Origin of the sequence: Actinoplanes sp. CA-142083, assembly GCF_050942195.1 — a bacterium.
Lineage (GTDB): Bacteria > Actinomycetota > Actinomycetes > Mycobacteriales > Micromonosporaceae > Actinoplanes.
The window spans coordinates 4,890,851-4,904,529 of sequence record NZ_CP192076.1; the positions used below are offsets into that span (position 1 = coordinate 4,890,851).

The 13,679-nt window shown below is 70.6% G+C and carries 13 protein-coding genes; 7 read left to right on the top strand and 6 right to left on the bottom strand.

Going from position 1 to position 13,679, the window contains the following annotated elements; translation table 11 throughout:
• The first annotated feature begins 3 nt into the window (after window positions 1–3).
• Window positions 4–1,140, top strand: a complete 1,137-nt coding sequence (locus ACQPZX_RS22375) for a YibE/F family protein (RefSeq protein WP_433383803.1) — start codon at window positions 4–6, stop codon at window positions 1,138–1,140.
• Here ACQPZX_RS22375 and ACQPZX_RS22380 read toward each other — a convergent pair.
• Both ACQPZX_RS22380 and ACQPZX_RS22385 read right to left on the bottom strand, forming a co-directional pair.
• Window positions 1,073–2,230, bottom strand: a complete 1,158-nt coding sequence (locus ACQPZX_RS22380) for a 4-hydroxybenzoate 3-monooxygenase (protein WP_433383805.1) — start codon at window positions 2,228–2,230, stop codon at window positions 1,073–1,075. The two genes, ACQPZX_RS22375 and ACQPZX_RS22380, sit on opposite strands and share 68 nt — an antisense overlap.
• A 40-nt stretch (window positions 2,231–2,270) precedes the next feature.
• Window positions 2,271–3,014 carry an IclR family transcriptional regulator gene (locus ACQPZX_RS22385; protein WP_433383807.1) on the bottom strand — a complete coding sequence of 248 codons (744 nt, stop codon included), beginning with the start codon at window positions 3,012–3,014 and terminating at the stop codon, window positions 2,271–2,273.
• Between the two features lie 67 nt (window positions 3,015–3,081).
• Here ACQPZX_RS22385 and pcaH point away from each other — a divergent pair, with 67 nt between their 5' ends.
• From pcaH to pcaC, 4 genes are all read left to right on the top strand, one after another.
• Window positions 3,082–3,825, top strand: coding sequence for a protocatechuate 3,4-dioxygenase subunit beta (gene pcaH, locus ACQPZX_RS22390; RefSeq protein ID WP_433383809.1), 744 nt, complete (start codon window positions 3,082–3,084; stop codon window positions 3,823–3,825).
• Window positions 3,822–4,382: a protocatechuate 3,4-dioxygenase subunit alpha gene (pcaG, locus tag ACQPZX_RS22395; RefSeq protein WP_433383811.1), complete on the top strand. Its 561-nt coding sequence runs from the start codon at window positions 3,822–3,824 to the stop codon at window positions 4,380–4,382. The genes pcaH and pcaG overlap by 4 nt, the downstream gene beginning before the upstream one ends.
• Window positions 4,379–5,530: a lyase family protein gene (locus ACQPZX_RS22400; protein ID WP_433383813.1), complete on the top strand. Its 1,152-nt coding sequence runs from the start codon at window positions 4,379–4,381 to the stop codon at window positions 5,528–5,530. Before pcaG ends, ACQPZX_RS22400 begins: the two co-directional genes overlap by 4 nt.
• A gap of 76 nt (window positions 5,531–5,606) precedes the next feature.
• The gene (gene pcaC / locus ACQPZX_RS22405; protein WP_433383815.1) at window positions 5,607–6,854 is read left to right on the top strand and encodes a 4-carboxymuconolactone decarboxylase; all 1,248 of its coding nucleotides are present in this window, start codon (window positions 5,607–5,609) and stop codon (window positions 6,852–6,854) included.
• Window positions 6,855–6,862: 8 nt separating this feature from the next.
• On the opposite strand, the gene ACQPZX_RS22410 is transcribed toward pcaC, so the two are convergent.
• Window positions 6,863–8,053 (bottom strand): MFS transporter, encoded by a 1,191-nt coding sequence (locus tag ACQPZX_RS22410; RefSeq protein WP_433383817.1) that lies wholly within the window; start codon window positions 8,051–8,053, stop codon window positions 6,863–6,865.
• Window positions 8,054–8,099: 46 nt separating this feature from the next.
• Here ACQPZX_RS22410 and ACQPZX_RS22415 point away from each other — a divergent pair, with 46 nt between their 5' ends.
• Window positions 8,100–8,546, top strand: a complete 447-nt coding sequence (locus tag ACQPZX_RS22415; protein WP_433383819.1) for a helix-turn-helix domain-containing protein — start codon at window positions 8,100–8,102, stop codon at window positions 8,544–8,546.
• Here ACQPZX_RS22415 and ACQPZX_RS22420 read toward each other — a convergent pair.
• From ACQPZX_RS22420 to ACQPZX_RS22430, 3 genes are all read right to left on the bottom strand, one after another.
• Window positions 8,531–10,147, bottom strand: coding sequence for a methyl-accepting chemotaxis protein (locus ACQPZX_RS22420; protein ID WP_433383821.1), 1,617 nt, complete (start codon window positions 10,145–10,147; stop codon window positions 8,531–8,533). The genes ACQPZX_RS22415 and ACQPZX_RS22420 overlap by 16 nt on opposite strands.
• Before the next feature lie 40 nt (window positions 10,148–10,187).
• Complete coding sequence (locus ACQPZX_RS22425) at window positions 10,188–11,393, bottom strand: MFS transporter (RefSeq protein WP_433383823.1); 1,206 nt, start codon at window positions 11,391–11,393, stop codon at window positions 10,188–10,190.
• Between the two features lie 92 nt (window positions 11,394–11,485).
• Window positions 11,486–12,457 (bottom strand): LysR family transcriptional regulator, encoded by a 972-nt coding sequence (locus ACQPZX_RS22430; RefSeq protein ID WP_433385383.1) that lies wholly within the window; start codon window positions 12,455–12,457, stop codon window positions 11,486–11,488.
• A gap of 83 nt (window positions 12,458–12,540) precedes the next feature.
• On the opposite strand from ACQPZX_RS22430, the gene ACQPZX_RS22435 reads away from it, so the two are divergent.
• Window positions 12,541–13,671: an FAD-dependent monooxygenase gene (locus ACQPZX_RS22435; protein WP_433383825.1), complete on the top strand. Its 1,131-nt coding sequence runs from the start codon at window positions 12,541–12,543 to the stop codon at window positions 13,669–13,671.
• Window positions 13,672–13,679: the final 8 nt, after the last annotated feature.

Genomic DNA, 13,679 nt, shown 5'->3' on the forward strand with positions numbered 1-13,679 from the left:
GGCTTGAGTCACTCGCACGAGGCGCCCGCCGCGCGGACGCCGCGCATCCTGGCCGCCGTGCTGATCCCGGCGGCGTGCGCCACGCTCGTCGCGATGATCCTGCTCTGGCCGGGGCACGTGCGATCCGCGGCCGCGCCGGCGGCCGGTGAACGGGCGCTCGGCACGATAACGGCGATCAACAATTCCACCGCGCGGGTGACGGTGACCGCCGGCCCGGGCAAGGGTGGCGAGACCACCGTGGACCTGCCGGCCGGGCCGGGCGCGCCGACGCTGGAAACCGGCGACAAGGTGGTCCTGCTCTACGCGCCGGAGGCGGTCGCCGGGGGCCGGCCCTACACCGTGGTCGACCATCAGCGGGCGGGCCCGATGATCTGGCTGATCCTCGCGGCGGTCGGTGCGGTTCTCGCGTTCGGCCGCAAACTCGGATTAACTTCCTTGGCCGGCTTGGCGGCGAGTTTCGCGGTTCTGTTGCTGTTTGTGATCCCGGCGATCCTGGACGGCGAACCGCCGCTGCTGGTCGCCGTGGTCGGCTCGGCGGCCATCATGTTCGCCGTTCTCTATCTCACGCACGGCTTCAACGCGCACACCTCGGTCGCGGTCGCCGGCACCCTCGCCAGCCTCGTGCTCACCGGCCTGCTCGGCGCCGCCTTCACGGGCGCGCTGCACCTGACCGGCGTGGCCGGAGACGACGACGCGTTCCTGGCCGCGACCAGGGGAAACATCGACATGCGCGGCCTGCTGCTGGCGGGCATCGTGATCGGCGCGCTGGGGGTGCTCGACGACGTGACGGTCACCCAGGCGGCGGCCGTCGCCGAGATCGAGGCAACCGGACGCGCCCTCTATCGGGCCGCCAGCCGCATCGGGCGAGCACATGTGGCTTCAGCGGTGAATACGCTCGTCCTCGCGTACGCGGGAAGCTCCTTGCCCTTGATCCTGCTCCTGGCCACCGACGGGCGGCCCGCCGGGCAGGTGCTGACCGGCGAGTTGCTGGCGCAGGAGGTGCTGCGCAGCGCGGTCGGCACGATCGGCCTGGTCGCCTCCGTGCCGATCACCACCGCGCTGGCTGTGTGGATTAAAAGCCGATCGGCAGGCCCGCGTAGTTCTCGGCCAGTCCGGTCGCCCCGGCACTCGAGGACGTGACCCACTTCAGCTGCGAGAGCTGGAGCTGCGCGTCGAACGGATCATCACTTGTGTGCAACATCGTCGTCATCCACCACGAGAAATGCGTGCAGCGCCAGACGCGGCGGAGGGCGTCGTCCGAATAGGAATCGACGAGCCTCGAGTCGCGCGACTGGAAAAGCGCCACCAGCGCCTGCGAAAGCAGAGTCACATCGGCGATCGCCAGGTTGAGCCCTTTCGCGCCGGTCGGCGGCACGATGTGCGCGGCGTCCCCGGCGAGGAAGAGGTTGCCGTGCCGCATCGGGGTCTGCACATAGCTGCGCATCGGCAGCACGCTCTTGTCGGTGATCGGGCCGGGCGTCAGTTTCCAGCCGTCGTGGCCGTGCCCGAGCCGCAGCGCCAGCTCCTCCCAGATCCGGTCGTCGGACCACGAGGCCGGATCGGTGCCGTTGGGCACCTGTAAATACAGCCGGCTGACCGTGGGGGAGCGCATCGAGTGCAGCGCGAATCCGTTGGGGTGCCAGGCGTAGATGAGCTCGTCCGTGGAGGGCGCCACATCCGCCAGGATTCCGAGCCACGAGTACGGGTACACGCGCTCGAAAGTCTCTGCCGGCACCGCGTGGCGACTAGGCCCGAATGAACCATCACATCCCGCGATCACGTCGGCGTCCAGCCGCTGCTGGTTTCCGTCGCTGTCGAGGTAGGTGACGTACGGCCGGGAAGTTTCCACGTCGTGCAGCGCTACCTCGGTGACCTCGTAACGCACGTCCGCGGTCCTCGCCGCGACCAGGTCCTTCTGCACCTCGGTCTGGCCGTAGACCCAGACCGTGCGGCCGGTCAGGTCGACGAAGTCGAGATGGTGCCGCTCGCCCGGCCAGTTCAGATAGATGCCGCGGTGCTCGTGCCCCTCGGCGCGTAGCCGGTCGCCCAGGCCCACCTCGGTGAGCAGGTCGACGCTCGATTGCTCGAGGATGCCGGCCCGGATGCGGGACGCGACGTACTCCTGCGAGCGGGTCTCGAGGACCACCGACTCGACGCCGCCGCGGGTGAGCAGGTGGGAGAGCAGCAGGCCGGCGGGGCCCGCGCCGATGATGGCGACCTGGGTACGCATGCCACCAGACAACCCGCCCGGACCCGGGACCGGCAACCCCCTATTTCCGTTCAGCGGAAGTCAGCGTCCGGGTGATGCCCTGCGCCGCGACCTGCAGCGCCGACACCAGCCGCGACCGCTCCCGCCGCAGGTCGGGCACCACGATGCCGAGCCCGGCCACCACCTCGCCGCCGGACCCGCGCACCGGCACGGCCACCGAGCACGCGCCCAGGCTCATCTCCTCGCCGGTGGTGGCGTAGCCGTCGGCGCGGACCCGCCGGATCTGCTCCAGCAAGCGGACCGGCTGCGTGATCGTGTACGCCGTCACCCGGGTCAGATTGCTCAGCACCTCGGTGACGATCTCCTCCGGCGCGTACGCGAGCAGGACCTTGCCCACCCCGGTCGCGTGCATCGGCAGCCGCGAGCCGATCTTGCTGACCACCGGCACCGAGACGTGCCCGGAGAGCCGGTCGATGTACAGCACCTCGGTGCCGTCGCGGACCGCCAGATGCACCGTGGCCAGCGTCGCGCCGTAGAGGTCGTGCAGGAAGGGCGACGCCGCCTGCCGCAGCCCCGCCTGCACCGGCGCCAGCAGCCCGAGGTCCCAGAGCCGGCGGCCGATCACGTACTCGCCGGAGTCGAGCCGCGCCAGCGCGCCCCACCGGCTCAGCTCGCCGACCAGCCGATGCGCGGTCGCGAGCGGCAGGTGCGCCCGGCGGGCCAGGGCGCTGAGGGTCAGCGCGCGGTGGTCCGGATCGAACGCGCCGAGCAGGTCGAGGGCGCGCGAGGTGACGCTCGCGGACATCGTCGTCCTTCCGTCCAACGGAAGCCAAGTATCGCGCCTGGAAGCGCGGAAGCATAGCGTCGGGGAGGTGACGACCACCCAGGCGGACATCAACCGCGAGATCGAGGACGGCGTCGGCGCGCGCGAACACCAGCCACGCCTCGACTATCCGGCGTATCGCAGCAGCATCCTGCGCCACCCCACCAAGGCGCTGCAGCCGGCCGACCCCGAGGGTGTCGAGCTGTGGGCGCCCTGCTTCGGGCACTCGGACGTGGCCGACGCCGAGGCCGACCTGACCATCCAGCACGCGGGGGAGCCGCAGGGCTCGCGGATCACCGTGTCCGGCCGGGTTGTGGACGGCGATGGTAGGGCGGTTTCGCATCAGCTCGTGGAGATCTGGCAGGCGAACGCGGCCGGTCGTTACGCCCACCTGCGCGACCAGCACCCGGCGCCGCTGGACCCGAACTTCTCCGGCCAGGGCCGCTGCCTCACCGACGCCGACGGCTGGTACAAGTTCACGACGATTCAGCCCGGCCCGTATCCGTGGCGGAACCATCTCAACGCCTGGCGGCCGGCGCACATCCACTTCTCGCTGTTCGGCACCGACTTCACGCAGCGCCTCGTCACGCAGATGTACTTCCCGGGCGACCCGCTCTTCCCGCTCGACCCGATCTTCCAATCGGTGACCGACCCCAAAGCGCGCGACATGTTGATCGCGACTTACGAGCACGACCTGACCAGTCCCGAATTCAGTCTTGGATACCGTTGGGACATCGTGCTGACCGGAAGTCACCGCACCCCGCTCGACACGGACCTCGAGGAGAATTCGTGACCGCCGCGCCTGGGCAGACCGTCGGCCCGTTCTTCCACCTCGGCCTTCCCTACGAGGGCGGCAACGAGCTGGTGCCGCCGGGCCGGGCCGACGCGATCCGCCTGCACGGCCGGGTGCTCGACGGCGACGGCGTGCCCGTGCCCGACGCGATGATCGAGATCTGGCAGGCCGACCCCGACGGCAAGGTGTGCCGGGTGCCCGGCTCCATCAAGCGCGACGGCTGGACGTTCACCGGTTTCGGCCGGGCCGCCAGCGACGCCGACGGCCACTACTGGTTCACCACGCTCGAGCCCGGCGTCACGCAGGAGGGCCGGCCGCCGTTCTTCGCCGTGACCGTTTTCGCGCGCGGCCTGCTCGATCGCCTGTTCACGCGCGCGTATCTGCCCGATCCCGAGCTCTTCGGCCCCGATCCGCTGCTCGACAACGTCGACGAATCCCGCCGGCACACGCTGATCACCACGCGCGACGACACGGGCCTGCGATTCGACATTCACTTGCAGGGCCAGCGCGAGACGGTCTTCCTGAGCTTCCCGAAACATCGCGGCGTCTGGGCATGACCGACCTGCTCTGGCCGGGCGACGCCCGCGCCGGCGACCTGTTCACCGACGCGAGCGTCGTCGAGGCCATGGTGCGGGTCGAGTCGGCCTGGCTCGCCGCCCGGGGTCACAAGAGCGATTTAAAAGCGGGTTTCGACGTACGGGCGCTGGCGGCCGAAACCGAGGGCGGCGGCAATCCGGTCATCCCGTTCCTCAAGCTCCTCCGGGCGGCGAACCCGTCGGTGGCCACCACGCTGCACACGGGCCTGACCAGTCAGGACGTCCTCGACACGGCGCTTGTGCTGCAGTCGCGCGAAACTTGCGCGTTCCTCGCGAAAGCGCTGGGCCGGCAGGTGGTCGCGCTGGCGCAGCTGGCCGAACGGCACCGCGGCACGCGGATGGCGGCCCGCACGCTCACCCAGCACGCCATCCCCACCACGTTCGGCCTCAAGGCTGCCGGTTGGCTGCAGGGCGTGCTCGACGCCCGCGACGCGCTGAACGGTGCCGCGGACCTTCCGATCCAGATCGGGGGCGCCGCCGGCAGCCTGGCGGCCCCGACGGCCCTGGCCGGCTCGCCCGCCGCCGCTCTCGACCTGGTGAGCGCCACCGCCGCCGTCCTCGGCCTGCCGGCCCGCCCGCCCTGGCACACCGCGAGGGCGCCTTTCACCCGCGTCGCCGATGCTTTCGTCACTTGCACCGACGCCTGGGGCAAGATCGCCAACGACGTCCTGCTGGGCAGCCGCCCCGAGGTGGGCGAGCTTTCGGAGGCGCCCGCCGAGGGCCGGGGCGGCTCGTCCGCGATGCCCAACAAACAGAACCCGGTCCTGTCGATCCTGATCCGCCGCGCCGCCCTGGCCGCCCCGCCCCTGGCCGCGACGATGCACACCGCCGCCGCCAACGCGATCGACGAGCGCCCCGACGGTTCCTGGCACGTCGAATGGGCCACACTGCGAACGCTGGCCCGCCGCACCGCCGTGGCCGCCGACCAGACGGCAGAGCTGCTGGAAGGCCTGCGCGTGGACGCCGCCCGCATGGCCGCGACGCTGACTGCCGCCCGTCCCGGCATCGACGCCGAGCGCCGCAAGATGGGCGACGAGGGCCAGTATCTGGGCGCGAGCGACGAGCTGATCGACGCGGCGCTGGCCCGCGCGCAAGGAAAGCCGTGCTGAGCGCTGGCAGGCGCGCGGGGGAACCCGTGCCGGCGGCCGTCCCCCACCACACCACCGCGGCCTGCCGGGAGAAGCCATGCTGACCGCCGTCACCCTTCACGAGTCGCCGGGCCGGCCGCTGTTGCTGCTCGGCCCGTCGCTGGGCACGTCTATCGAATCCCTCTGGGCTCGCTGCGTTGCCCAGCTGCGCGGCGACTTCCACGTCGTCGGGTGGGATCTGCCCGGGCACGGCCGCAGCGCTCCCGCACCCTCCGGCTTCGGCATTGCGGGGCTCGCCAAAGGCGTTCTCGAGCTGGCCGACCGCGTGCGGCCCGGCGAATCCTTTCTCTACGCGGGTGTCTCGGTCGGCGGGGCGGTCGGTCTGCAGCTTCTGCTCGACGCGCCGCAGCGGGTCGACGCGGCCGTTCTGCTGGGCACCGGCGCGAAAATCGGCGAGAGCGCGGGCTGGCGGCAGCGCGCCGAGACGGTCCGCGCCGACGGCACCCGCGCGGTGGTTGCCGGGTCGATCCAGCGCTGGTTCGCGCCCGGATTCCCCGAACGTGAGCCCGAAGTCGTGGAGTCGCTGCTCGACGCGCTGCGCGCGGCCGACCCGGAAAGTTACTCGCTCGTCTGCGAGGCGCTGGCCACTTTCGACGTACGGGATCGCCTCGGTGAGATCGCGGCGCCGGTCCTCGCCATCGCTGGCGCCGACGACCAGCCCGCGCCACCATCCGGCCTCGAGCTGATCGCCGACACCGTGCGCAACGGCCGTCTCGTGGTGTTCGAGGGCGTCGCCCACCTGGCGCCGGCCGAGTGCCCGGCCGATGTGGCGGCGCAGCTCGACGACCATTTCGCGCTGTTCGGGAAAGCCGGCGGCGAAAGTGTCGCGGGCGGGCAGGCGGCGGACGGCGCGGCCGGGGTCGCGATCGACGCCGGGCGGCGGATGCTTGACGACGTGCGCGCGCAAGGGATGGCGGTGCGGCGGGCCGTTCTCGGCGACGCGCATGTCGACCGGGCCGTGGCAGGGACAACACCGTTCACCCGCGATTTTCAGGAGCTCATCACCGCGTACGCGTGGGGGGAGATCTGGACCCGCCCGGGCCTGGACCGCCGCAGTCGCTCGATGATCACCATGACCGCGTTGGTGGCCCTCGGCCACCACGAGGAGCTCGCCATGCACGTGCGCGCGGCGCGCACCAACGGCCTCACCGACGACGAGATCAAAGAGGTGCTGCTGCAGGCGGCGATCTACTGTGGAGTGCCGGCCGCGAATACCGCCTTCCGCATCGCGCAGCGCGTCCTGGACGAGATGGACACCGCCCGGGACATTGACCCGCGCGCCTGACCGGGTGGTCACCGGGTCGGCCCGGGGACGACGACGGCCGCCAACGGCCCGGTGAGCAGCACCAGGGCGCTGAAGATGTGCAGAGCCGTGTCAAGGTTCACCACGTCGACGACCGCGGTGGCGACGAGCGCGCCGGCGAGGGCGGCCATGGCATCGCTGGTGAAGAAGGTGGCCGAGACGCGGCCGAGGATGGCGTTCGGAGTGTCGGCCTGCAGACGGTGCCCGATGGCGGTCAGCGCCACCACACCCGGCACACCCGCAGCGGTCGCGGCCGCGACGGCAACCGGGAGCGTGGTGGCGTTCACCATGACGAAAAAGCAAAGCCCCACCGAGGTGTAGGCCACGCTCACGATGGTGCGAGTGGTGTGTCGCAGGATCACGCGCCCGCTGATCATCGATCCGGCCAGGTAACCGATGCCGAGCCCGGCGATGAGATAACCGAGGGCTTGCCCGGAGCTGTGCAGCCGGGTCGCGGTGAAGGGGACCAGCAGAGCGGTCAGGGCGGCGTTTCCGGTCCAGAAGGCCCAACTGCTCGCGAGCAAGCCACGCAGCAGAGGCGTGACGAGCACGTGGCGTAGCCCGTCCCGTATCTGACGGCCGGCTCCAGCGCTGCGCCGGGCGGGCGAGTCACCGACGGCGATGCCGGCGACGATCGCGGCGGCAATGCCGTACGTGGCGGCGTCGGTGATGACGAGGACGTCGAACCAGCCCCTTGCCGCCAGAAACGTGCCGGCCAGAGGTCCGGTCAGGCGGAGAACGGCGTCGTTGAAGGCCGCTAGCGAGTTGGCCGCGGCGAGGTCGGCTTCGCTATGCACCACCATGGGTGTCACCGCGCGGAGCGCCGGCCGCAGGAAGCAGACCGCGGCACTCTCGGCGAACAGCCCCGCGAACAGGAATCCGGTCCTCGCCGGCACGGTGGCCAGCACCATCAGACTCACCCCGGCCATGGCGAAGAGGTTGGCCGTCATCAGCACGTTTCGGCGGCGCCAGCGGTCGACCGCGACGCCCGCCCACGGGCCGATCGTCACGGCGGGCACCGCCTGAACAGCAAGCGCCAGCCCGGTCGAGATCGCCGATCCCGTGAGTTTGAAGACCTGCAACGGCACCGCCATGACCAGCAGCCACGAGCCCAGGGCGTCGATCGTGGTCGCCGCCCACAGCCGGCGGTAACCGGGTTGGCGCAGAACCGCGGTCATCATCGCCGGACCGTATTCCGGCGAGACACTTTGTGACAACATCTATTCTGTGGAGATAGATGATCTGGGTGCTCGGCTACGTCACCTGCGTGTGGCATCCGGCCGTACGATCGCCGCGGTCGCGGCAGATGCGGGTCTCTCCGTGCCCTACATCGCCAATCTGGAGAACGGCCGGGGTAATCCGACTCTCTCCGCCGTGAACCGGCTGGCGGCGGCCTTGGGTGCGCGCCTGACGGTGGAGGTCGGCGACCATCAACCGGCGCAGGGCTCGCCGGTGTTGCCCGAGACGTTGGTTCAGTTCGCGCGGTCGCAGCGATTCAAGGTCGAGTGCGCGCTTCTCGCCGAGGCCGCGGAGGTGCCCGAGCCGGTCATCCGGCTCCGGCTGCTGACCGCCATGGCCGCGATGGGCGCGCTGACCGACCGGCCGCCGTCCGAGCTCGATTGGCACCGGGTGCTCGACACCGCCGCGTTGATCACGCGTCAGACGCGGAACTGACCGACCAGGACGCGGAGGCCGTTGCTCAGCTGGGACAGCTCCTGCGTCGCGTGCTGGATGTCGATCACGCCGCTCGTGGTGGTCTGCGCGCCTGTCGAGATGGTGGCGATGTTGGCCGCGATGTCGGCCGAGCTGGTCGTCGACTCGCTGATGTTGCGGCTCATCTCGTCCGTGGTGGCAGTCTGCTGGGTGACCGCCGCCGAGATCTCGGTCTGGAAGGAACCCAGGCGCCCGGCAATCTCGACAATCTCGCCGATCGCCTCGGTGGCCATCGTCGTGTCGTGCTGGATGCTCTGCACTTTCGCGGTGATGTCGTCGGTGGCGCCCTCGGTTTCCTGGGCGAGTTCCTTCACCTCGCCGGCAACGACCGCGAAACCTTTCCCGGACTCGCCGGCCCGCGCGGCCTCGATGGTGGCGTTCAGGGCGAGGAGGTTGGTCTGCTGGGCGATCGCGGTGATGACGCGTACGGTCTCGCCGATCTCCTGGCTGGTGGCGGCCAACCGCCCGATCACCTCCTGGGTGGCGCGGGCCGCCTGCAGGCTCTGCTCGCAGACGCGGCCCGCCTCGGCTGACGTGCCGGCGATGCGCTGCAGGGATCCGCCCATGGTGGAGGTGCCGGCGGCAACCGTACGGACGCTGGCCGCCACCTCGTCGGCCGCGAGAACCACGTCGCCGGACTGCCGGGACGTCGCCTTCGCGTCCACCATGATCTGGATGGCGGTGGCGGTCAGGGTCTCGCTGGCGTGTGTGACCGTGGAGGCCGACGCGCCGATCTCCCGGACCGTGGCGGCGATCTTGTCGACGAACAGGTTGAACGAGCGGCTCACGTCGGTGAACTGGTCGTGCCCGCTGGTCTCCAGGCGTTTGGTGAGGTCGCCCTCGCCCTCGGCGATGTCGGCCAGGCGGTCGCCGAGCGCGCTCAGCGGCCGGATGATCGACAGCGCCATCAGGACGGCGAAGACGATCGAGACGAGCATGGTCAGGCACCCGACGAAGGTGGCGACGTGGCTGGCCCGGTTCGCGGTGTCGTCCGCCCGCTTGTGCGCGACCGCCTCGCGCTGCCGCGCGCTCTCCAGCAGCCGGTCCACGCCACCGGCGATCACCGCGTACAGGTCGAGCCCGGGCCCGGCGACCAGGTCGTTGGCGGCGTCGACCTGGGCCGGGGTGCCCGCCCGGTACGCGGCGATCACCTGGTCGTCCATGTCCTGGAACTGCTGGAACGTGGCCCGGATGAGCGCCACGTCGGTGAGCTCGGCGTCAGTCAGCGGCAGGGCCGCGAGCTCGTCTACCTCCGTGGTGAAGCTCGCCATCGACTTGAGGAAAGCGGCCCGCTCGGGCGCCGTGTCCGCGGTCGCGTCGGTCGCGCCGCGGACGATGTTGAAGGCGTAGCCGGCCTGCCAGCCGCTGACGTCGGTGACCCGGTACTTGAGCTGCTGGGCGGCGTCGAGCTGGGCCTGCGAGCGGGCCAGGGCCTGGGCGGTGGTCCGGGTGGCGTTCGCCGACCAGACGGCGGTGATCCACATGGCGACGACGCACAGCGCCAGGATCGCGAAGCCCGCGACCAGGCGCGGTGTCACCCGTACTCGCCGTAGCAGGTTCACGCTTAACGATGCTACTGCCGAAAAGGATGAAAAATCTGGATTATTCAGTCACATTGAGCGGCGCCGCACTGCGAGGCACCACCAGGAGAGTGACCACGGCGAGTGCCGCGGCGACCAGGGCGAGCACGCCGAGCCCGGGCTGGAGCCCACCGGCCGCCGCCCCGAACGCGGCGACCAGCAGCGGCGACGCGAACTCCCCGACGAACAGGAACCCGGTCCACAGCCCGGTGCCCCGGCCGCGCTGCTCGAAGCGCAGCCGGTTGGTGGCCCAGGTCAGCAGGACCGGCAGCAGCAGGCCCGTCCCGGCCCCGGTCACCATCGCGCCCACGGTCACGACCGCCACGTTGCCGGCCGCGAAAACGATCGCGAGACCCACGGCGGCGAGCCCGAACGCGATCGGCAGCAGCGTGCGCGGCCGGCGGCCGGAAAGTTTCGCGAACGACGCCGATCCGGCCGCCGTCGCCAGGGACATCGCCGCGCTCACGCCGCCGATCGCCGCGCTCGAGGTGACGCCGAGGTCGTCGAGGACGAACGAAAGCTGCACCACCAGCGCGTAGAAAACGACCCCACCGACCAGCGTGACGAGGCACGGAACCAGGAGCGAGCGCCACGGCAGCGGAGGAAGTCTCGCCGGCTTCGCCTCCGCCGCGGGCTGCCACAGAAGTTTCGCCATCGGCACCACGAGAACCAGCGCCACCAGGTAGACCCAGAACGGCGTACGCCATCCCGCGGAGCCCAGGGCGCCGCCCAGCGCGAGGAAAACGGTGGCCGCGACCGTCGCGGTCAGGGTCTGCAGGCCGAGATAGCGGCTGCGGTCCGGCCCGGACCAGTAGTCGGCGATCAGCGTGGTGCAGCAGGTCATGATCGCGGCCTCGCACAGGCCGACGACGGCCCGGCTGGCGATGATCGCGCCAAGCGAGCTCAGGTAGAGCGGCGCCGTGCCGGCGATCGCGTAGACCACGAGAGCGACGATCAACAACCGCTTGCGGTCGATGGCGTCGATGACAAGGCCGGCGAAGGGCGCGGTCAGGCCGATGACCAGCGCCGGGATCGTGAGGACGATCGGCACCAGCACGTCGGCGCCGGCCACCCCGGCGAAGTGATCCTCCATCTTCGGGAGGACCGGGGCGATGAGCACGGCGCCGAGCACCGCGAGACAGCTTCCGGCCAGCAGCAGGGCGAGCTGGGCGGGCCCGGCCTGCCGCCGCGGCGGTGTCTCGACGGGAATGTCCAGGTGTGACGACATGGAGGGGTGGCCCTTCGACGGTGGAGACGCAGGTCACACCGGACTATCGGGGCAGGCACACGATCAGCGGAAGAGCGATTGTCCGATAGCGCTCATAAACCAGGCTGATGGCTCGTGAGCTCCCGGGCGGCCGAGGCGAGCACGCCGCGGAGCCAGACATGGGCGGGGTCGTTCGCGTAGATCGGGTGCCACCAGAAGGCTTCGGCGAGCGGCACGACGTCGAAAGGACAGGGCAGCACGCGTACGCCCGCGGGTTCCGCCAACCGGCGAGCGAGACGTTCCTGCAGCAGCGCGACCCGCCGGGTCCCCGCGACCAGGAAGGGCATGGGCAGGAACCCGTCGGCCACCACCTCGACCCGCGGTTCGATACCGAGCATTCGCATCTGCTGCGCGGCCGGAGCGAACGCCGTCCTCAGGTTGTACAGCACCACCCACGGCAACTCGGCCAGCTGGTCGAGCGTCAGCTCCGGGCCGACCTCGTCGTTGTCTGCCGACACGACGCACACCCAGCGGTCCTCGTAGAGGTCGACGTAGGGAATGTCGGTGAGAAAACCGTGCGGCAGCAACAGGCCGTCAGCCGTGCGCAAAGTGTCGGCGGCGTGGTCGACCGTGTACGGCGTCGTCCACTGCAGCCGCAGCCGCACGCCCGGCGCCTGGGCGGCGAGTTTCCGCGAGATGATCGGCCCGAGCACGGTGGCCGCGTAGTCCGACGTGATGACGGTGAACTCCCGCTCCACGTTGGACGGATCGAAATCCGGCGTCACGTCGAAGACCCGGCGCACCCCGGCCAGCGCCGGCCCGGTCAAGGCGAGCAGTTGCGCGGCGAGCGGAGTCAGTTCATAGCGGTTTCCGGCCCGGGCGAGCAGCGGATCGCCGAAGTGCCGCCGCAACCGGGCCAGCGCGGCACTCACCGCCGGCTGACTCACCCCGACCGACTCGGCGGTGCGCGTGACGTTCCGCTCCCGCAGCAGCGCGTCCAGGGTGACCAGCAGGTTCAGATCGAGATTCGCGAGCATCCGGTCGACCGGCACCGCCGCAGTATAAGCACCGCTGATGGCCCACATCACCAGTTGGCTCTTTCCTGATGACTCCGTGGTGCCGGACAGTGGTCGCAGTCACATCTCCCGGCAACAGAGGGGAAACGATCGTGCCCGCCGTCCGCAATGTTCTCGTGGTCGGCGGCGGCGCTGCCGGCGCCGCCGCCGCGATCCTGCTCGCCGAGGGTGGCGTCTCGGTCGAGCTCATCGACATCAAGCCCGACATCTCCGCCCACGGCTCGGGAATCACGCTTCAGGGCAACGCGCTGCGGGTGCTCCGGTCGCTCGGCGTCTGGGATCAGGTCAAGGAGCACGGGTACGCGTTCGACACGCTCGGCCTGCGCGCGCCCGACCCGGACGGCACGCTCATCGTGCAGCTGGACGACATCCGCACCGGCGGCCCGGACCTGCCCGCCACGCTGGGCATGTACCGTCCGACACTGGCGAAGTTAATGCTGGATCGCGCCGCCGCGACCGGTGTGAAAATTCGCTTCGGAACCACCTACACCGCGCTCGATCAGGACGAGACCGGGGTCGCGGTGACCTTCGCGGACGGCTCGTCCGGGCGTTACGACCTGGTGATCGGCGCCGACGGCATCCGTTCGTGGACCCGCCGCATGCTCGGCGTGAACCTCGAGACCCACAGCGTGGGCATGGGCATCTGGCGCGCGTTCACCGCGCGGCCGGCGAGCGTCACGCGGACCGACCTCTTCTACGGCGGTCCCAGCTACATCGCCGGGTACTGCCCGACCGGGGAGGACAACCTCTACGCGTACGTCGTGGAGGACGCCCAGGACCGCAGCACGCTGTCGCCGCAGGAATCGCTCGAGGTGATGCGTTCACTTTCGCAGGCTTACCACGGGCCGTGGGACGACATCCGCGAGTCGCTGACCGACCCCTCGCGGGTCAACTACACGTGGTTCGAGAGCCACGTGCTCGACGCTCCGTGGAACCGCGGCCGGGTCGTGCTGATCGGCGACGCCGCGCACGCCTGCCCGCCCACCCTCGCCCAGGGCGCCGCGCAGGCCCTCGAGGACGCCGCCGTCCTCGCCGAGTTGCTCCTCGCGCATGACGAGCTGAGCGACGAGCTGTGGCAGTCGTTCACCGACCGCCGGTTCGACCGCGCGAAGACCGTCGTCGAGGGGTCGCTTCAGCTCTGCCGCTGGCTGCTCGACCACGAGCGCGGCGACGTGCCCGGCCTGATGGGCCGGATCTCCCACCTCCTGATGCACCCGGCCTGAGGAAAGTT

What these genes read in the sequence shown, in the direction of transcription:
- ACQPZX_RS22380 (WP_433383805.1), bottom strand. Translation starts at nt 2,230, where the DNA reads ATGCGTACCCAGGTCGCCATCATCGGCGCGGGCCCCGCCGGCCTGCTG.
- ACQPZX_RS22385 (WP_433383807.1), bottom strand. Translation starts at nt 3,014, where the DNA reads ATGTCCGCGAGCGTCACCTCGCGCGCCCTCGACCTGCTCGGCGCGTTC.
- ACQPZX_RS22400 (WP_433383813.1), top strand. Translation starts at nt 4,379, where the DNA reads ATGACCGACCTGCTCTGGCCGGGCGACGCCCGCGCCGGCGACCTGTTC.
- pcaC (WP_433383815.1), top strand. Translation starts at nt 5,607, where the DNA reads ATGCTGACCGCCGTCACCCTTCACGAGTCGCCGGGCCGGCCGCTGTTG.
- ACQPZX_RS22410 (WP_433383817.1), bottom strand. Translation starts at nt 8,053, where the DNA reads ATGATGACCGCGGTTCTGCGCCAACCCGGTTACCGCCGGCTGTGGGCG.
- ACQPZX_RS22425 (WP_433383823.1), bottom strand. Translation starts at nt 11,393, where the DNA reads ATGTCGTCACACCTGGACATTCCCGTCGAGACACCGCCGCGGCGGCAG.
- ACQPZX_RS22430 (WP_433385383.1), bottom strand. Translation starts at nt 12,457, where the DNA reads ATGTGGGCCATCAGCGGTGCTTATACTGCGGCGGTGCCGGTCGACCGG.